Below are 19,614 nucleotides of genomic sequence, written 5' to 3'. Positions count from 1 at the left end.
ATTGAAGTTTTTATAGAGGATTCACCTCTAAACTAAGACAATCACCTATTTATATGCCAATATCATTCTTTACTTGACATATGATAGTTTGTCTTTATGTAATCTTCTTGACGCATTAGTATTTTTAATAATTGAATTTTTCTATTATTTCTCATATGTCCCCCAACTTTACTATCCTAACAATCTCAAAGAATATAAAGAAAGTCAACGTTTGCCATGTTTATGAATTTGCCAAACAAAAGTGGCAAAATATTCGCTTTATCTTTTTACTTCAAATTCTATACTTGAGATAGACGTTGAAGTACTACAACTGTTTTCAAGGAGGATATGAAATGAAACGAATTTGGAATGTAGCTCTAGCATTCGTACTAATGTTCACGTTAGTCGCATGTAATACGAGTACAAAAGAAGAAGCGAATAAAGAAACAAGTGATGAAGTAACCATCTATTTAGTTCGTCATGGAAAAACATGGTTTAATACAACGGGACAAGTTCAAGGATTTGCGGATTCCCCACTTACAGAAAAAGGGATTGAACAAGCAAAACAAGTAGGTGTTGGATTAAAAGACATTACATTTGATGCTGCTTACTCAAGTAGTTTAGGTAGACAAAGAGAAACCGCACAACATATACTTGATGGGAATAAAAATGACATTCCTGCAATCATTGAATTGGATGGATTTAAAGAATGGAACTATGGTGGATTTGAAGGTAGAGACAATGAAGCGATGTGGCGTCCTATTTTGGAACAATACAACTTACAATGGGATGACAATTGGACAGATTATCCAAAATTAGTTGAATTACTTGGTGACGAAGGTATTGCTGATGCCATTGCTGCATCTGATCCATTAAAAGCAGCAGAAACATACGAACAAATTACCAAACGTGGACAAGAAGCAATGGCTACGTTAGTGGCAAATGCACAAAAAGATGGACATAATAATGTTTTAGTTGTCTCTTCAGGAGGAATGATTCCTACATTGATGACATTACTCGTTCCTGACCAATATAATGGAGAAGATATTGGAAACTGTTCCGTTACAATACTTACTTACAAAGATGGTACGTATACATTACAAAGTGTTGGAGATGACTCTTACTTAAAATAACAACTACGAAACTGCAATTATCAAATTAGATATTGCAGTTTTTATTCATAATCGGTATTACCGTTATGATATATTATTATCCTTCATCATTAATGAATAAACTTACATTTAGTTACATTAGTTTACATTTTTCATTTGATTCTCTAGATTTATTATCATTTATATTGTAATATGTAAGTACTATCAAATGTGATATGTTGATAGTATGTGTTTATCTTTGATGTATATCTATGTGTGATGGATATACGCAAAGAATGGGATAGAAATGTCTATATATTCTAGTTTAACTAGAAAAAAAGACTTCATCGAAGAGAAAAGTATTCGCTATATAATGGATACTTTTTTCTTTATCTTATTATGTAACAATTTACATTTTATGAAAAAATTACATTTTTCATTGACATGTGTTTTCATGTTTGTTACTATTTGATAAACCAATGAATGGGAGATCAAGCGATTTAAGCGCTAATAGAGAGTGAGTGATGGTGGAAATCTCACAGAGATGCTGTTTCGTAAATGGACCCATGAGGGCGAACTGAAAGATGTATTTCAAGTAGGTAAGACGGATACCCACGTTATAGGGTTAAGAATGTGATAGCATTTGAAAGTTGGATTTGGTAAATCAAATCAAACAAGGTGGCACCGCATGTGTAAGATACACTTGTCCTTGAGCTTATTTTTTAAGCAAGGACAAGTGTTTTTTTATTCAAAGCTACAATTAAATGCATCATGACCAAAACATATAGGAGGAAAAGAAAATGAAAAAAGTATTATGTTTGGCTATGAGTTTATTAATGGTATGTACATTGGTGGCCTGTTCAGGCGACAAAAAAGATGGAGGTAACAGTTCATCAAAGAAAGTAGGTATTGTACAAATTGTGGATCATGCATCATTAAATACGATTCGTGAAGCTGCCGTAAAAGAAATTACAGATACTGACGATTCAATTGAAATCGTTTATAAAAATGCAAATGGTGATATGAGTACACTAAACACGATTTGCCAACAATTTAAAGATGATGGTGTCGATGCAATTATTGCCATCGCAACACCTTCAGCAATGGCTGCAGCAAATGTAAGTAAAGATATTCCAGTTATCTTCTCAGCTGTATCTGATCCAATTGGTGCAAAACTTGTGGATAGTTTAGAAAAGCCAGGAGGAAACATCACTGGGACTAGTGATGAAGTACAAGTAGATCAAATTCTTGCATTAGCAACAGAGATGCTCCCAGAAACTAAATCAATTGGATTGCTATACAACTCAGGAGAAGTAAACTCTGTGAGCAATATGAATAAAGCAAAAGAATATGCCAAAGCAAATGGATTAGAAGTATATGAAAGTGCATTTGCTAATACTGCAGATATTCAAAGTTCAATGCAAAACCTATGCCAACAAGCAGATATCGTATTTACACCAAATGATAATTCTGTGGCAAGTGCAATGGATGTTGTAAGTGCTGTAGCAAACAAAACAAACACCCCATTATTTGTTGGGGCGGATTCAATGGTAGCTGATGGTGGGCTAGCAACTGTAGGAATCGACTATACATCTCTAGGAAAAGAAACTGGAAAGATGACAATCAAAGTATTAAACGGAACAAGCCCAGCAGATATTCCAGTAAAAGTATTTAAAGATAACTTGAGTGTTTACATCAATACAGATGTAGCAAACAAACTGAATATCACAACCCTAGATACAATCAAGAAAAACCACGAAACTGTCGTAGAAGTAAAATAATATTTGAGTAAACATTGGAGGAACTTGTATGAGTGTAAATACAATATTGGGTGCAATTGAATTAGGATTACTATTTTCCATTATGTCATTTGGAGTTTATGTAACATTCAAAGTATTGGACTTTCCAGATTTAACCGTAGATGGTAGCTTTACTGCAGGTGCAGTGACAAGTGCTGTACTATCTATTGCTGGACATCCGTTTTTAGCCATCCTTGGCGGTACACTCGTAAGTTGCTTCGCTGGAATGGTCACTGGATTTTTGCACACAAAGATGAAAGTAAATTACATCTTAGCAGGAATACTAACAATGACTGGATTATATTCGATCAACTTAAAAATTGCTGGTGGTACACCAAACCTTTCATTATTTGGTGTAGAAACCATCTTTACGAAATTTCATGATGTACTTGCTAGTATTGGCTTACCAACAAGTATGCTTGATCACAGCAATTTAATCTTATTGTTGGTGATTGTTATTATCTGCATGCTATTACTTTATGTATTTTTTAAAACACAGATGGGACTTGCCTTACGTGCAACCGGAAATAACGAAGAAATGGTACGAGCAAGTTCAATCAATACTGATGCGATGAAAATTATGGGGCTGGGACTAGCTAATGGATTTGTTGGCTTATGTGCAGCGATTTATACACAACACCAAACCTTCTATGATATCTCTCAAGGTATTGGAATGATGGTAGTTGCACTAACAAGTATCATCATTGGTGAAAGTGTATTTGGTAAACGTAGTGTACTTAATTCACTTGTTTCAATTGTACTTGGAGCAATGGTTTATCGTTTACTGTTATCTTTTGCCTTAGCTCAAGGAATGGATCCGAATGATTGGAAATTATTATGTGCATCTTTAGTCGCAATTGTAATTTCGATTCCAACCATTAAAACATTTATTGAGAAAAAGCGGAAACGTGCACGCAGAATTGGAGGTAAGTAATATGTTAGAACTTAAACATATCAGTATTACATTCAACGAACACACCGTTAACGAGAAAAAGGCATTGAATGATGTGAGTTTGAAAGTTAACGATGGCGATTTCATTACGATTATCGGAAGTAATGGTGCAGGTAAAAGTACCTTATTGAATTGTATAAGCGGAAGTTATGAAGTAGATGAAGGTCAAATCATTCTTAATGGAAAACATATGGAATATATGAAAGAATACAACCGTGCTAAGAAAATTGGTCGCTTGTTTCAAGACCCATTAAAAGGAACAGCTCCAGATATGAGTATTGAAGAGAATTTGGAACTTGCTTATCGACGTGGAAATTCTCAAAACAGTTTATATCATCGATTCTTCAAAATTGGTTTAACAAAACAAGAACGTCAATTGATGAAAGACAAAGTTTCCTTATTAGGTCTAGATTTAGAGAAACGTTTCTCAAGTAAAGTTGGATTACTATCAGGTGGTCAACGGCAAGCACTTACATTGATGATGGCAACAATTAATACACCTGATTTATTACTTCTTGATGAACATACTGCAGCTCTTGATCCAAAGACTGCAAAACAAGTAATGGAAATTACCGATACGATTATTAAAGAAGAAAACATCACAACCATTATGATTACCCATAACATTGCCCAAGCATTAGCTTATGGAAATCGTTTAATTATGATGAATGAAGGGAAAATTCTTTATGAGTTTTCCAACGAAGAAAAAGCGAACTTAACTATTGAAGATGTGATGAAATTGTACCAACAAAAAAGTCACAACGACTTTAGTGACAGTATGCTATTAGATTAAAATTTGCGAACCAATTGTGATCCTTGAATGATGAGGAGGGCCTTCACTCCCTCCCTCATCGCCTTATATTACAATGTTCGATATATATAGATGAAAGAAGAAATCGTTACTAATTTCTTCTTTTTTTATATGTATCTTTTATGCGTTTTGTTTATAAGCTATGCATTTTAGATGAAATCTTGTAGGTGTTACTCGGGATAATTATTTTCTTTTTTTGGATGTGTACGTTATAATGTATGCATAGTTTATACGTGGAAGTGATCCGAAAAGACATTTACCTACAACTTAAACCACATCTTAAACTATACAACGTTGCATTCATTTGAAGCGACAGGAGGTATAACATGAAAAAAACGAATATGAAACGCTTTACTCTACTTGCATTGTTTATTGCAATAGAGATTGCAGTTAGTGTCATCCCCTTTTTAGGTTACATTAATTTGGGATTCATTAACGCAACAACTTTACATATTCCAGTCATTATTGCTGGAATCTTACTAGGAAAGAAAGAAGGAGCAATTGTTGGACTTATCTTTGGGTTAACATCTCTTATCAAAGCAAGTATTGATCCAAACATCTCAAGTTTTGTGTTCTCACCATTTATTACAATCGGTGGGCAAAGTGGAAACTTCGTTAGTTTATTAATTGCAATTGTGCCTAGGGTACTGGTCGGCTTTGTTGCTGGGTTTGTTTATGAACAACTTTCCAAACGCAATGTGAATGACATCCTTTCGATGTCAGTTGCTGCATTACTTGGTTCCTTGACGAACACGATTTTAGTTCTTGGTGGAATCTACATATTCTTTGGACCAGCATATGCAAGTGCTGTAGGTGTTGCCTATGATGCACTGATTGGATTTATTATGTCTATCATAACTGGTTCAGGAATTATGGAAGCTATTGCCGCAGTCATTATTGCTGTAGCTGTATGTAAAGCTGGAAAAAAAGTAGTATCACTATAAGGAGAAAACGATGAAACCATGTGTCGTAGTTGGTGTTACAAGTTCGATTGCTACATTTAAAGCCGTACAACTTGTAAGTGACCTATTAAAAAAAGGATATGATGTAGAAGTCATAATGTCTAAAAATGCTACAAAGTTTGTAGACCCTTTGACATTTTCTTCACTGACAAAACACAAGACATACGTGCACACTTTTGATCGTGTCGAGCATTATGATGTTGAACACATCTCATTAGCAAAAAAAGCAGATGTCTTTATCTTAGCTCCAGCAACTGCAAACGTTATTGCAAAAGTGGTTCATGGACTTGCTGATGATATGTTAAGTACTACATTTTTAGCAGCAAATTGCCCAAAACTTATCGCGCCTGCGATGAATACACAAATGTATAACAATCCTGTGACACAAGAAAACCTAACTAAAGCCAAAAAACTTGGCTATCATATTATTGAACCATGTGTTGGTTTACTTGCATGTGGTGATACAGGCACTGGAAAACTTGCCGATATTCCAACGATGATTGAAGCTATTGAAATGGTTGGTTATCCTAAAAAAATACTTACTGGTAAACGCGTGCTTGTTAGTGCTGGACCAACAAGGGAAGCTCTTGATCCTGTACGTTTTATCTCAAACCATAGTAGTGGAAAAATGGGATATGCAATCGCAAAAGCTGCCCGAAACATGGGAGCAAGCGTCACTTTAGTTAGTGGTCCCGTACATCTTAGTAAACCATATCGCGTAGACGTAGTTGATGTAGTCAGTGCAGCTGATATGTTTGATGCAATGACAAAAGAATATGATACATATGATTATGTCATTATGGCTGCTGCAGTTGCAGATTACACACCAAAAGTTATCGCTGATCAGAAAATTAAAAAAGATACAGAAACAACCGCTTTTGAATTTGTGAAAACAAAGGATATCTTACAATATTTAGGTGATCATAAAAGTCATCAAAAGCTTTGTGGCTTTGCGATGGAAAGTGAAAATATGCTTGAAAACGCACGCAAGAAATTTGAAAAGAAGCATTGCGACTTACTAGTTGCAAACAATATCCGTACACCTGGTGCTGGTTTTGATGTCGATACAAACATCATTACACTAATCAATCGTGACGGAAACACAGAGTTGTCACAAGCAAGCAAAGAAGAACTTGCATATCGCATCTTAGAAACACTGTGTAAATAGGAGAGAATTATGTTAGTAGTTATAGACGTTGGAAATACCAACATTACCATTGGATTATATGAAAAAGGTAGTGATACACTTGTTCAAAGTTATCGACTAACCGCACAAAATCGCATGACAAGTGATGAATATGGATTCTTTATGACAAGTTTCCTGAATGCGGCAAAAATCGATGTCAAAGATATTGAAGATGTTATCATTTCTAGTGTTGTGCCTAAAATTATGCACAGCTTTACCAATTCGATTCGAAAGTTTTTTAATATCGAACCAATGATTGTAGGTCCAGGGGTAAAAACTGGAATTTCTATCCGGATTGATAACCCACGGGAACTTGGTGCTGACCGTCTTGTAGATGCTGTAGGTGCATACTACGGATACGGTGGTGATATTCTCGTGGTTGATTTTGGTACAGCAACAACCTTTGATTTTGTAAATAGCAAAGGTGAGTATCTAGGAGGAACAACTGCTCCAGGTATTGAGATTAGTGCGCAAGCACTATCTAGTAGGGCTGCAAAGTTACCAGAAATTCAAATACAACCAGTCCATAACGTACTAGCAACAAATACAATTGATAGCATGCAAGCTGGTGTATATATTGGGTATGTTGGGTTAACCGAACATATTATTAAGCTTTTCAAAGAAAAAATGGGGGACCACATTCGCGTCATAGCGACTGGTGGTTTAGGAAGGATTATAGCCGAAGGAACTGAGGAGATCGATATTTACGATCCCGACTTAACGTTTAAAGGATTACGGATGATATATGAGCGAACAAAAAAAGGGTAGAAGCACAAGAACACAATTAGAAAGCCGTGGGTTTATCGAGCATTTCGATATTTACCCAAACAAGCGAGAAAAAGAAACATCGATTGTTAATCTTAACGATAAACAAGCAATCAAACGTACGATTGCCGCAAAACACCTTTCCTTGTTTGCTAATGAAGAAGAAATTTGTAAGTTATTACTTCAACGTTTAACTATTGAAAAAGCATTGTATACACGTATGGAAATTTGTAAGTCTTTGCAAAATGCTACACAGCAAGTTGGCTTACTAATTGACTACTTAGCAGTGATTCCAAATAAGCAATATACAACATTGCCAAAGCGAATCACAAAGAAGAATTCATATCCTTTACCTCGTGATCTTATTGCTAGAACACTTGGTCGTATGGATATTGAAGTATTACCCGATTTACTTAACGCATTGGTTATTAAACCCCGTAAAGTACAACGCGAAGCAATTATTGCAATTGGTTACTTACTTTACAACAATGACTTCAGTGATGAAATTGTCTTCAAAATCATTGAAGCAACCTATTACAATAGTAAAGATCCTGTCTATCGATGGAAAGTTATGATTGTCATGGGTCAACTGCTTCCTTATAGCACAGAGTTTCTATCATCGATTCGCAACGACGGAACCTTACGTTATAAAGAAGCACAAAAAGCACTATCCAAACAAAAAGAGATTTCGACAGACGAACTGTAGAAATCTCTTTTCTTATTTAATAAATTCTTTAATTGTATCCAATCGTGCAATGGTATCATCATACCCCAATTGGAACCATCCACGAAGTTTATCAGGATCTTGCGTATACCGCGTAATTCCATGATCTTCACTAGGACGTAAAACTAAAGCTTGTCCTTTGCTTTCTAATTCTTCAACTTTATCCCATTGTTCTTTATAGCGAACATGACGTAATTTCAAATCACGTGCAACATGTGGATATTTACGATACTTCATTTTGGCTAAGCATATTTGCCATCCAGGTGCAGGTTTACGTACATATCCTTCTTCTTTTGTCGAAATGAAAATATGCTTCGTATTTCCTTGACGAATGCTTTGCTCGATTGGAATCATATCAATCAATCCTGCATCCATATATAAACCACCTAAATATTTGTAAGGTTTCGTTAATAACAGTAATGCACAACTTGCCTTCACAAGCGTTTGGTCCTTGTCTAAGTACTCTTTACTGTAATACTCCACTGTTCCCTTCTCGATGTTATATAAGCCGATATCAAGCCTTGTACGGCTCTTATAAAAGGTATCATAATCAAGAGGTGTCTTTTTCTCTAGAAATTGGAAAACTGCATTTAAACCGAAGATCCCACCTTCTTTAAATAATGGTCGAATACCTACTGCATCTTTTTGAGTTCCTGCTTCAATTCCTGTCACTTCCAAACGATATGGTTGACGTGACACATAGGGCAGTAGATTTTCAGCTCCTGCACTAATTCCAACTGAATACGGCAGTTTTATATCATGGTCTAGTAATGCTTTTAAAACACCGCTGGTATAGGCTGCTTTGGTTCCTCCGCCTTCGCAAATAATCCCAACATTTTGATTCATAAATTCCTCCTACATAAGTGGTGAGAATACATTGAGAATTGCACGAATCATTCGCACAACAAGTTTCTCACTACGACAATATTCATACGTAATTTCTTGCGAAACATCAAGCATTTCAAGATAATCACGTTTTATATCTTCAATACAACTGCTCTTATAAAACCAAATCCCACATTCATAGTGTAAGTAGTATGAACGGAAATCCATATTACTCGTTCCTACGATGGCATACTTATCATCAGAAACAAAGGTCTTTGCATGCACAAAGCCTGGTGTGTATTCATAAATTCTAACACCATTGCGTGTTAAGATTTCATAGTTTGAGCGTGTCAGTTGAAACACGACTTTCTTATCTGGAATATGCGGAACTAAAATTCGCACGTCCACACCGTTCTTTGCCGCTAAGATTAATGCTGTTCGCATCTCCGAATCAATAACTAAATATGGTGTTGTGATATATACATAATCCGTTGCATTATTAATCATATTAATATGTGTGTACTCTCCAACATTTTCATCATCTGTTGGGGTATCACTAAACGGTTGTACTAAACCATCATTTGGATACATCTCAAATGCTTCATCCGGTTGTTTGAAATCATGATAGTTATCTTTTTCATCACTGTTATAATTCCAAAACTGTAAGAACATAAAGGTAAAACTCCACACCGCTTCTCCTTCAAGCATGGCTCCACCATCTTTCCAATGACCAAAGCGCACTTTACGATTGATATACTCATCTGCGATGTTGATTCCACCAGAGAAAGCAACTTTACCATCAATAACTGTTATTTTTCTGTGATCGCGATTATTCATTTGAATAGCCAAGCGTGGTCGAATTGGATTAAACACATACGTTTTAATTCCCAGTGCTTCGAGTTTGAGGTTTGTTTTACTTGGAAGTTTACTTGCACAACCAAAATCATCATAAATAAGGCGTACATCTACACCTTCATTGACTTTTTGTACAAGCACCTCAAGTATACTATCCCACATGTATCCTTCATCAATGATGAAGTATTCCATAAAGATAAACTTCTCTGCACGTTTTAATTGCAACATCAATTCCGCGAAGTTTTCTTCACCTGTCGCAAAAAACTTAGTTCGCGTTTTTCCATATGGTGGGAATTGACTTGCATTCCAAATGTAATTAATTTGTTTATAGGCACTTCCATCATTTTGTACTAAATAATGATATAGTTCTTCATTTCCTTCAATATGCGCTACGACATCTTGATGTAATACTTCATCACGTTCACGTAACTTCTTAGGTACTTTCTTTGCCCCAAACATTAAGTAAAATAGCCATCCAAATACTGGTGCAATCAAAATCAAAATTGACCAGGATAGTTTATACGATGGATTATCGTTTCGATTAATTACATATAAGGCTGCTAAAATTGAAAATACATGAAAGATGGAATACGCATCTAAGCTAAAAACACTAAGAGTGTATACCCCTAGCATTACTAGCCCGAGTTGCAGTATGATCAATACTCCAACAATTACGATTTTATTGGTTAGTAATCGAAAAATTTGTTTCATCTTACCCCTTATTTTCTATTTTTTTGAATGAATGCAACAAGACTTTCACTAATTCGTTCGACCATTTCCATGTTCACTGAATGATCTTTACCTGTTGCACATCCCTCAACCATCAGACTTCCGTCTTCATTATCACCTGTTGAAATCATCATTGCTTTTGAGAAATCACGTAAGATACCCTCCGCTTTACGATCATCACCCATTTGCACAATTTCAATTGGTGTTGTTCCTTTATATGCTTTTTGCATATCACGCGCTTCATTCTTTAGTCCACGTCCTACTTGATATGAAATTTGACTTCCTCGACCAATGCAGAAAAGCATAATCATTGAAGCACTTGCTTTATTGTTTGCGACCAAGTATTTTTGGAATGCTACATTCCCATTACTTAAATGTACTTGATTACTATCTGTGAAAGCAAACATGACTTCTTTACGTTGACTTGGACTTAACTGTTCAGCCATATCAAGAGCAATGGCAATCGATGCACTGTTATTTACATAGTTCTTCTTATTTGGTACACCTCGTACAATAAAGACAACCAGTGCAGCTAAATACAACAACACAAAGATAAAGAAATATGTTGCAATACTTGCTGGCAAGAATGCCGGAATAATATATAGCAACGCAAGTAATACTAAGTAACCTGCAATCATTGGCACAAAACGCGGGAAAAACATTCTACGCATTTGTTTATATCCATCTTGTGGGTAAATTCGATTCTTAAACCAAAATACCTTTGGTGGTGTATTATACGGTATAACAAACACATACTTTGCTTGTTTGATACTACCTACATATAAATTATTCACACGAGATAGTTTGACTCTTTGTGTGTCTGTTTCTACTTTATAACCCAATTGTTCAAAGTCGTGCGAGATGGCTTCACGGAACTTACGTTTTTGTGATCCCTTAAAGCGACAACCATATTGATCCATATATTTCTTAGCGATTTCGTTTAACATAAATTCCTCCATATATTCTTGATTATTATACAACAATTCCACCTAAACAAAAAGTAAATCCATAGATTCTAACTGAACAATAACTGAACTTTTTCTACTCTATCTTCATCACTTGAATCATTCTATCTGTTCGCTTCAATCATAGAGTTAAAATTAATTTGGATATCTTTCGTATTTTTGACTACCTAATTTTTGCAATATATCAGTTTTTTACTTTTTTAAAGTTTACGTTAACTAGGCACGCGGAGGTCCAGTTATAAGTCACAAGCTCCAATAAGATTAAAAAACACCGAAGTTTATCACTTCGGTGTAGTTTACTATATGGTGGAGCTTAGCGGGATCGAACCGCTGACCTCCTGCGTGCAAGGCAGGCGCTCTCCCAGCTGAGCTAAAACCCCATGTATATAGACATTCGAATAGAAAATGGTGGGCCTGAATGGATTTGAACCAGCGACCTCACCCTTATCAGGGGTGCGCTCTAACCAACTGAGCTACAGGCCCGCTTCTTGCGAATGCCTTATTATAATACCATGGAGCATATAAGGTGTCAACACTAAAATTAAAAAAAAAGACACTTTTTTTATTTTCTAAAAAGTGCCTTAAAAACCTATTGAATAAAGGATATTATTAACTCTCCTAAATTTGTTGAAGCTCCGATTTTTTTATTTGTTGTCCCTTTTGATTCATATGTACCGTGATGTTGACCATCAACTGTAATATCTCCTAAATCTGCATCAAGTTCCATTGAATACTCTTCACGTACTCCTTTTATTTGCAACTCTAGCTCTCCTAAATCACAATCGGCATCAACCGATTGATTGATTGCACCATGATACAGTGCATGTCCTAAGTTTACATCCATTTCTACTACATCTACATTCATGTTCTTTGCTTCTAAATTTCCAACATCGACAGAGATATCAAATTCTTTTAAAGTAAGATCAGAAACTCTCACATCTCCTACATTTGCACTAACCTCAACTTTATCAAATGATGCAGGAACAATAACCTTAATCTTTCCATAGTTATTATTTGTTCCTAAAGAGATAAGATCAATTCCACTATATGTTTCAATTTTGAAGATTCCATGACTTAAGTTTGAGTATTTTACTTCTGAAGGTTTAAACCCTTCCATATTCACTTCAAAGTGATCTCCTTTTACAATCTCAACGTCTCCAACTTCTGCTTCGATATCAAGACCTGTGATATTTTCTGGTGTTAAATGAAACGTAGTTGTTTTCTCATCTGATTGACGATTGATACCTACCATACCAATTGGTCCTACACGATAATTTGAAACTGTTAATCGTCCACCTTGTCCAAATCCGATTAACATTACAACAAATCCAATGATACAAACACTTAACCCAACAAGGATTGTATTTCTTATCCATCTATTTTTCATCATAAATATGTCCCTCCTTGTTTAAATGTGGACGACTATTGTGTCGGTTAAAAAATTTTGTGAGTTGACGAACCATCCAAGGGATAAACTTACTAATTATAGCTACTACGATTAGTGCCATTAGCAAGCCTGCTCCAATCATCATTAAACTTGCACCAAGTGCAACTAATCCATCTGCAAAGCTCACACTAAATAATGAGATACTATGTACAACGTTTGGAATTCCAACGATAAATAGTGCAACAATCATCACAACTACAACAATCACCATACTAACTAATACTGCAAATAATGCGAAAATAACTGCGATCATTGCAATTGCTAGTGGCAATGCTATTGGTAAAGCAAAGATTCCTAAAACAATAATCAGTATTGTTTTTAACGTACTGTTTTTTTGTTTCTCTTGTTGTAGGTTACTTTCTGCTTCTTCTCTTTTATTGTTTGCACTTTTGATAGTCGCCTCAGCACGAAGAGTTGCTGCTAACTTTTGCGGTGAGCCTAACTCCTCCATTACGCTCTGTTCATTCTCAATTCCTGCATCCTCAAAATATTCTTGAATGTAATTCATTACATCTTCATATTCACTTTCTTCCATCCCTCTTAAATAGAAGGAAAGCTTTGTAATGTATTGTTGTTTAGTCATATTCTCCATTTGTATGTCCTCCTTCCATGATGTTGCTTATACGAGTCGAGAACTCTTTCCAAGCATCATAATACAATTGGTATTGTTTCTTCCCTTGTTCAGTTAGGGTGTAATATCTTCTATTTCTACCTTCGAATTGCTTATCGTAGGTTTCTAAGTATCCATCTTTTGTCAAGCGTCGTAAAACTGGATAGAGTGTCGACTCCGATACTTCAATAACTGTCTTCACTTCTTGTGTTAGTTTATAACCATATGCATCATCATTTCTGAGGATTGATAATACACACGCATCCAGCAAACTTGAACCTAATTGAAATTTCATATAGTATCTCCTTTCATATAATACTATACACCGTATAATATTATTGTCAACAAAAAAAGCAATTAACTTAATAATTGCTCTTCAACGTTTTGTAGGATGCTTTTCACTGCCTCTTCATTCACACTGTAATAAATCCGTTTGCTTTTACCTGTTCGCAAGTTAACAAGGCCTTCACTTAATAAAGCATTCATATGATGCGAAATCGTTGCGGGAGTTAAATTCATTTTCTTTGCAAGATCATTTCCATATGTTGATTCCTTGTGTAATTCCTTAAGAATTGCAAACTTACTTGGATCTGTTAACACTTTCATTTTAGCTAACAATAAATCTAGTTCTTCATTCTCTCCTTGAAAGTCAAATGATGAATCAAATAGAATTCCAATAAACACATATCGTTCCTGAATCGTTAGTGAATTCGAACCAAATACAGTTGGATACACGACTCGAACCTCTGCATCTTCAATAGTGACACGCACAACCCTTTTAATGTAACTTTCTAAACTCATTTGTCTTGTATTACGTGTGATATCGTCAATAAAGTTTGACACTTCTAATTGGTACATTTGTAATTGTTTACGAACTTCAGGCCGAAGCGTTTCAATAATCGTTGTGATTTCACTAGCAAAAAAATCGAAATTTTCATATATATAGAGCAATTCCCATTTGTGTTTACTATCCATTTCATCTTCTTGTAGGAAAGTAATAAAGGTTGAACGTAAATCGTCAGCTTCTTCTTGTATACTTGATGCTTTCAAAAGTTCCATCATTTCTAAAGCGAAAGCCCGTTGTTGATTTTTATCTTTATTTAAATATACAATCGAAAACACAATAAATCCAACCCACGTATCACCTTCTGAGGCACCAAACGTCGTATACTCAAAGAATTTTTGATGGTCTTTAATAATTTTGCTAAGCGTTGGCTGTAACACCGTATAACTTTCTTCTAGTTTCTTACGAAGTGGATCATATTTCTTCCAAGCTGCTGTTACGGGTATATTGAAGTACGCACGCTCAAAGTACGAAAAGGTTTCATATAGTTCATATGGTTGTTGCTGTAGTGTTAACATCGCTTGTGTCCCCCTTCAATGTCTTGTTATGTAGTATTATACCAAAACATGCTAAGCAGATGCATCCAAAGATGAGAAATACCTGTGGAATGCTTAAACTTGCTACCACAATCGATACAACAACTGATGTAATTGGCATTCCGCTATAGAAAAACGCATCGATAATCGCAGAAGATCGTGATAGGTATTCCTGATCTACCCGAGAGATGAATGTAATGTTGGCTATACTACCACCAATACTGACTGCAACTCCCATAAAAAAAATAAAGACGAAAAGTAAGGCAATCGAAACGTAAAGTGGTAAAGATAGAACTGCAACTAACGTAAAACTAAAATATAGAAGTGCTGCACATATTCCTGCGATTGCAAATTGCATGTTCGTAGATATTTTTTTACTGATTGTAGGATATAAAAATCCACCGAACATTGCCCCTGCTGAAACCCCAATACTCACTAGTGATAGAAACATAGGGCTTCCATTTAAGTATGTTCCAATATAAGGTGCAAGTACTGCATTAAATGGAACCAGTGATGCATTTAAGAACAATCCAATGAAACATAGAGTTAATAAAACTTTCGATTTGCGTAAATAAACAAATCCATCTTTTAGCATTGTAAGATATGGAGTATTCGCATGTTGTTCATGTATTCTTTGTTTATAGGGAATACTCAGTTTTAATAAAGCAGCAATCACAAATGTACACCCATCGACAACAAAGGCACCAGCAATACCAAAGGTTGCTAGAATAATTCCCGCTAATGCATTTCCAACAAGCTCCATTGCAGACATCATTGCACGATTGGTTCCAACTCCAACTTCATAATACTCTTTGTCAAGAATCTCTGTCACGAAAGCGGATATTGCTGGTTGACCAAACGCTTCAACACTTGATGTCAGTACGGTAAGTGTTAAAATCATCGCAACATTTAATATTCCACTAACATATAGGAATAGATACAAACACACCAAAACTGCACGCATAAAATCGACAAGAACCATTACTTTCTTCTTATTTAACTTTTCGACGTACGCACCTAATAGCGGTGTCAGAATTACTGTAGGTAGCATGTTGCATGCATATGCTAGTGCAGACATACTTGCACTACCTGTCACTTCATACGTCAACCAAACCGTTGCCAAGGAATCTACTGCATCCCCAAAGCGATTGATCAAATTCGCACTCATATAACGAACATAGCGTGGTTGATCCTTTATTAACATTTTACGTGTTATCTCTTTCATATTTGATACCCCTCTAACATATCACAACTTTAGTATAATATGACGTTAGATGTATGTCAATCATATATTAGATTTCTATCTTACATAAAACATAAAAAAAAGAGACCGGCTTAATTGTCTCGTTCTTTTATATTGGTGACCCGTACGGGATTCGAACCCGTGAATGCCGCCGTGAAAGGGCGGTGTGTTAAGCCGCTTCACCAACGGGCCAACATTACCTTTTTGACAGGTACATGATGAATTATACCGAAACGAAGGGGGTGAGTCAAGCATTATTTGAAAGTTTTTTAAAATATTTTCAATAAAATAGAAAAGGGATGTAAAATCCCTTATTTCATCAGTGTTACAAGCACCGCTTTTTGTGCATGTAGACGGTTTTCTGCTTCTTCAAAGATCTCATTTGCATGTTCTTCAAATACTTCTGCAGTAATTTCTTCTTCACGGTGTGCAGGCAAGCAATGCAAGACCATTGCATCTGCTTTAGCAAGATTCATAATTTCACGGTTTACTTGGAATGTTCCAGCAAACACTTTCTTACGTTGGTCTGCTTCTGCTTCATCACCCATACTTGCCCAAACATCAGTTACCACTACATCCGCATCTTTTGCAGCCTGTTTTGGATCATTTGTTAGTTCAAAGTTTGGATCTGCTTGATACTTCGCAAGAATGTCTGCATCTGGCTCATATCCTTTTGGTGTAGCTACACTGACTTTCATCCCTGCAGTTAACATCCCCACAATGTATGAGTTAGCCATATTATTACCATCACCGATATAGCATAGTTTTAATCCTTCTAGTGTTCCCTTAAACTCTCTGATTGTCATTAAGTCTGCAAGAATTTGACATGGATGGGCATAATCAGTTAGTCCATTAATAATTGGTACACTTCCATATTTGGCAAAATCTTCTACTTCTTTTTGTTCGAAGGTACGAATCATAATACCATCAAGATATCTTGAAAGCACACGCGCTGTATCTTCAACAGGTTCTCCACGACCAATTTGTAAGTCATTTGAGCTTAGAAATAATGGATATCCACCAAGTTGTACCATTCCGACTTCAAATGACACACGAGTTCTCGTACTTGCTTTTTGAAAGATACAACCTAACGTCTTTCCTTTTAAGTATGGCGTTTGAATTCCCGCTTTCACTTCTTTTTTCAATGTATCTGCTAAGTCCAACAGTTCATAAATCTCTGCTTTACTTAGATCACTCATCTTTAATAAATGTTTCATATTACCCCTTTGCTTTACTTGCTAATACATCTGCTAGTATTTTTACGGCTTTTTCAATATGTTTATCTGTAATCACTAGTGGTGGCAACAAGCGTAAACGATTTTTAGCAGTTAAAATTAGTAATCCTTTTTCAATACACGCTTCCACTACTTCACGTGCAGCAATTGATGCATCAATTTCAATTCCTAACATTAATCCAAGTCCATCCACTTGTACAACTTGTGGGATTTCCTTTAATTTAGTTACTAGTAAATCTCCCATCTTGATAACATTGCTATACAAACTATCATTCATGTAGTCCATTACAACATTTGCTCCAGCACAAGATACTGGGTTTGCCCCAAAAGTAGAACCATGGTCTCCTTTTTCAAAGATATCTTCTACTTTGTCTCCTAGTAGAACTGCTCCAATTGGCAATCCATTTCCTAGTCCTTTGGCACATGTTACGATATCTGGTTTCAATCCATATTGCATATATGCAAATAGTGATCCTGTGCGTCCCATTCCCGTTTGTACTTCGTCAACGATAAAAAGAATGTCTTTATGGTCACAAATATCTTGTATTGCTTGTAAGTAGGTTTCTGCTAGTGGAATAACTCCACCTTCTCCTTGTACGACTTCAACCATAATTGCGAGCGTTTTCGAGTTTATTGCACTTGCTAATTCTTCAAAGTTATTAGCTTCCACATAAACAAATCCCGGTGTAAATGGATCAAAGAACTGATGAAAACTATCTTGACCAGTTGCACTTAATGTAGAAATCGTACGACCGTGAAATGAATTCTTAAGCGTAATAATTTCAGAACGATCGCCTTTGTAGATATCAAAAGCATATTTACGCGCAGCTTTGATTGCTCCTTCATTGGCTTCTGCTCCTGAGTTGGCAAAGAATACTTTTTCTAATTTTGCTGCTTTACATAATTTCTCAGCAACATCTACCATCGGTTCTGTATAAAACAAATTCGATGTGTGTTCAATATCCTTCAGTTGTTTTGTAGTTGCTTTCACCCATGGTTCAAAACTATGTCCCAAACCACATACACCAATTCCACTTGTGAAATCTAAATATTCTTTTCCTTCGTCGTCAACAACAATAACACCATTCCCATACTTTAGTGCGACATCAAAACGATTATACGTATTTGCAATATATGCATGTTCTCGCATCTTCAATACATTATTCATAAATGCCTCTTTTCTTAAACAAGGTTCCAATTCCTTGTTGACTTAATATTTCTATTAAGATTGAATGTGGAATGCGACCATCAATAATACATGATTTCTTAACACCACCATCAAGCGCAGTTTTGATACACTCAACTTTCGGAATCATTCCACCACTAATAAAGTCACTAGCAATTAATTCATCAATTTGATCGAAGTAAATATTTGAATATAATGAACGTTCATCTTTCGGATCTTCTAAAATCCCTGGAACATCACTAACTAAAATCATATTTTCAGCATTGAGTGCTTGGGCAATGGAACTTGCCGCAATATCTGCATTGATATTGTAGGCTTGTCCTTCATCATCAACCCCTACCGATGCAATTACTGGAATATATCCATGTGCCAATACATCAAGAATTGACTTCGCATGAATTTGTTCTACTTCACCAACAAAACCTAGATCTTTTCCGTTTGCTTCGTATTTTTTTGCTTTGATCAGTTTTGCATCCATTCCAGAAAGCCCAACTGCAGTTGCACCTTTCCCATTTAGAATAGATACCAACTCTTTGTTGGTTTGCCCAGCCAGAACCATTTGTACAACTTCCATCGTATCTTTATCTGTGTACCGTAATCCATCCACAAACTTCGGTTCAATTCCTACTTTTTGTAGCATATGATTAATTGCTGGTCCACCACCATGTACCAACACAACTTTTATTCCTATTTCACTCAACAATACGATATCCGTCATAACGTTTTGTTTGAGCTCTTCATTTTTCATGGCATTTCCACCATATTTCACAACGATAATCTTATCACTGTATTCTTGAATGTATGGTAAAGCTTGCGAGAGAATCTCAGCTTCTTTAATTGCATCTTTCATCATTTTTGTTTCACCCCTCA

At 35.7% G+C, this 19,614-nt stretch carries 19 protein-coding genes and 3 tRNA genes; 8 read left to right on the top strand and 14 right to left on the bottom strand.

Going from position 1 to position 19,614, the window contains the following annotated elements:
* Positions 1-332: 332 nt before the first annotated feature.
* From EDD63_RS03590 to EDD63_RS03555, 8 genes are all read left to right on the top strand, one after another.
* Complete coding sequence (locus tag EDD63_RS03590; protein WP_134168562.1) at positions 333-1,112, top strand: histidine phosphatase family protein; 780 nt, start codon at positions 333-335, stop codon at positions 1,110-1,112.
* A 758-nt stretch (positions 1,113-1,870) separates the two neighbouring features.
* A complete protein-coding gene (locus EDD63_RS03585; RefSeq protein WP_134168559.1) occupies positions 1,871-2,851 on the top strand; it encodes an ABC transporter substrate-binding protein in 981 nt (326 codons plus the stop codon).
* Positions 2,852-2,879: 28 nt separating this feature from the next.
* A complete protein-coding gene (locus EDD63_RS03580) occupies positions 2,880-3,803 on the top strand; it encodes an ABC transporter permease (RefSeq protein WP_134168557.1) in 924 nt (307 codons plus the stop codon).
* Between the two features lies 1 nt (position 3,804).
* A complete protein-coding gene (locus EDD63_RS03575; protein ID WP_134168555.1) occupies positions 3,805-4,614 on the top strand; it encodes an ABC transporter ATP-binding protein in 810 nt (269 codons plus the stop codon).
* Positions 4,615-4,958: 344 nt separating this feature from the next.
* Positions 4,959-5,576 carry an ECF transporter S component gene (locus EDD63_RS03570; RefSeq protein ID WP_134168553.1) on the top strand — a complete coding sequence of 206 codons (618 nt, stop codon included), beginning with the start codon at positions 4,959-4,961 and terminating at the stop codon, positions 5,574-5,576.
* A gap of 10 nt (positions 5,577-5,586) precedes the next feature.
* Positions 5,587-6,762 (top strand): bifunctional phosphopantothenoylcysteine decarboxylase/phosphopantothenate--cysteine ligase CoaBC, encoded by a 1,176-nt coding sequence (gene coaBC, locus EDD63_RS03565; protein ID WP_134168551.1) that lies wholly within the window; start codon positions 5,587-5,589, stop codon positions 6,760-6,762.
* Between the two features lie 9 nt (positions 6,763-6,771).
* On the top strand, positions 6,772-7,548 hold the full coding sequence (locus EDD63_RS03560; RefSeq protein ID WP_134168549.1) for a type III pantothenate kinase: 777 nt from the start codon (positions 6,772-6,774) through the stop codon (positions 7,546-7,548).
* Positions 7,526-8,251, top strand: coding sequence for a hypothetical protein (locus EDD63_RS03555; protein WP_134168547.1), 726 nt, complete (start codon positions 7,526-7,528; stop codon positions 8,249-8,251). Before EDD63_RS03560 ends, EDD63_RS03555 begins: the two co-directional genes overlap by 23 nt.
* Before the next feature lie 12 nt (positions 8,252-8,263).
* On the opposite strand, the gene EDD63_RS03550 is transcribed toward EDD63_RS03555, so the two are convergent.
* The 14 genes from EDD63_RS03550 to argB form a co-directional block, all read right to left on the bottom strand.
* On the bottom strand, positions 8,264-9,115 hold the full coding sequence (locus EDD63_RS03550) for a patatin-like phospholipase family protein (RefSeq protein ID WP_134168545.1): 852 nt from the start codon (positions 9,113-9,115) through the stop codon (positions 8,264-8,266).
* Positions 9,116-9,124: 9 nt separating this feature from the next.
* The gene (cls, locus tag EDD63_RS03545) at positions 9,125-10,660 is read right to left on the bottom strand and encodes a cardiolipin synthase (RefSeq protein ID WP_134168543.1); all 1,536 of its coding nucleotides are present in this window, start codon (positions 10,658-10,660) and stop codon (positions 9,125-9,127) included.
* An 8-nt stretch (positions 10,661-10,668) separates the two neighbouring features.
* Positions 10,669-11,625 carry a hypothetical protein gene (locus EDD63_RS03540; protein WP_134168541.1) on the bottom strand — a complete coding sequence of 319 codons (957 nt, stop codon included), beginning with the start codon at positions 11,623-11,625 and terminating at the stop codon, positions 10,669-10,671.
* Positions 11,626-11,947: 322 nt separating this feature from the next.
* Positions 11,948-12,023 (bottom strand) — tRNA-Ala (locus tag EDD63_RS03535).
* 26 nt (positions 12,024-12,049) lie between these two features.
* Positions 12,050-12,126, bottom strand: a tRNA-Ile gene (locus EDD63_RS03530).
* Positions 12,127-12,232: 106 nt separating this feature from the next.
* Complete coding sequence (locus EDD63_RS03525; RefSeq protein WP_134168539.1) at positions 12,233-13,033, bottom strand: DUF4097 family beta strand repeat-containing protein; 801 nt, start codon at positions 13,031-13,033, stop codon at positions 12,233-12,235.
* A complete protein-coding gene (locus EDD63_RS03520) occupies positions 13,020-13,682 on the bottom strand; it encodes a DUF1700 domain-containing protein (protein WP_134168537.1) in 663 nt (220 codons plus the stop codon). The genes EDD63_RS03525 and EDD63_RS03520 overlap by 14 nt, the downstream gene beginning before the upstream one ends.
* Complete coding sequence (locus EDD63_RS03515; protein ID WP_134168535.1) at positions 13,666-13,995, bottom strand: PadR family transcriptional regulator; 330 nt, start codon at positions 13,993-13,995, stop codon at positions 13,666-13,668. The genes EDD63_RS03520 and EDD63_RS03515 overlap by 17 nt, the downstream gene beginning before the upstream one ends.
* 62 nt (positions 13,996-14,057) lie before the next feature.
* Positions 14,058-15,062 carry an ArsR/SmtB family transcription factor gene (locus tag EDD63_RS03510; protein ID WP_134168533.1) on the bottom strand — a complete coding sequence of 335 codons (1,005 nt, stop codon included), beginning with the start codon at positions 15,060-15,062 and terminating at the stop codon, positions 14,058-14,060.
* Positions 15,034-16,305 carry an MFS transporter gene (locus EDD63_RS03505; protein WP_134168531.1) on the bottom strand — a complete coding sequence of 424 codons (1,272 nt, stop codon included), beginning with the start codon at positions 16,303-16,305 and terminating at the stop codon, positions 15,034-15,036. Before EDD63_RS03505 ends, EDD63_RS03510 begins: the two co-directional genes overlap by 29 nt.
* Positions 16,306-16,438: 133 nt before the next feature.
* Positions 16,439-16,515 (bottom strand) — tRNA-Glu (locus EDD63_RS03500).
* Positions 16,516-16,634: 119 nt separating this feature from the next.
* Positions 16,635-17,540 (bottom strand): ornithine carbamoyltransferase, encoded by a 906-nt coding sequence (gene argF, locus EDD63_RS03495; RefSeq protein WP_134168529.1) that lies wholly within the window; start codon positions 17,538-17,540, stop codon positions 16,635-16,637.
* Between the two features lies 1 nt (position 17,541).
* On the bottom strand, positions 17,542-18,726 hold the full coding sequence (locus EDD63_RS03490) for an aspartate aminotransferase family protein (protein ID WP_134168527.1): 1,185 nt from the start codon (positions 18,724-18,726) through the stop codon (positions 17,542-17,544).
* The gene (gene argB / locus EDD63_RS03485) at positions 18,719-19,597 is read right to left on the bottom strand and encodes an acetylglutamate kinase (protein ID WP_134168525.1); all 879 of its coding nucleotides are present in this window, start codon (positions 19,595-19,597) and stop codon (positions 18,719-18,721) included. Before argB ends, EDD63_RS03490 begins: the two co-directional genes overlap by 8 nt.
* Between the last annotated feature and the right edge of the window lie 17 nt (positions 19,598-19,614).

It is taken from the genome of Breznakia blatticola, assembly GCF_004365815.1.
GTDB lineage: Bacteria > Bacillota_I > Bacilli_A > Erysipelotrichales > Erysipelotrichaceae > Breznakia > Breznakia blatticola.
This window is presented reverse-complemented; position numbering and strand designations above follow the sequence as displayed.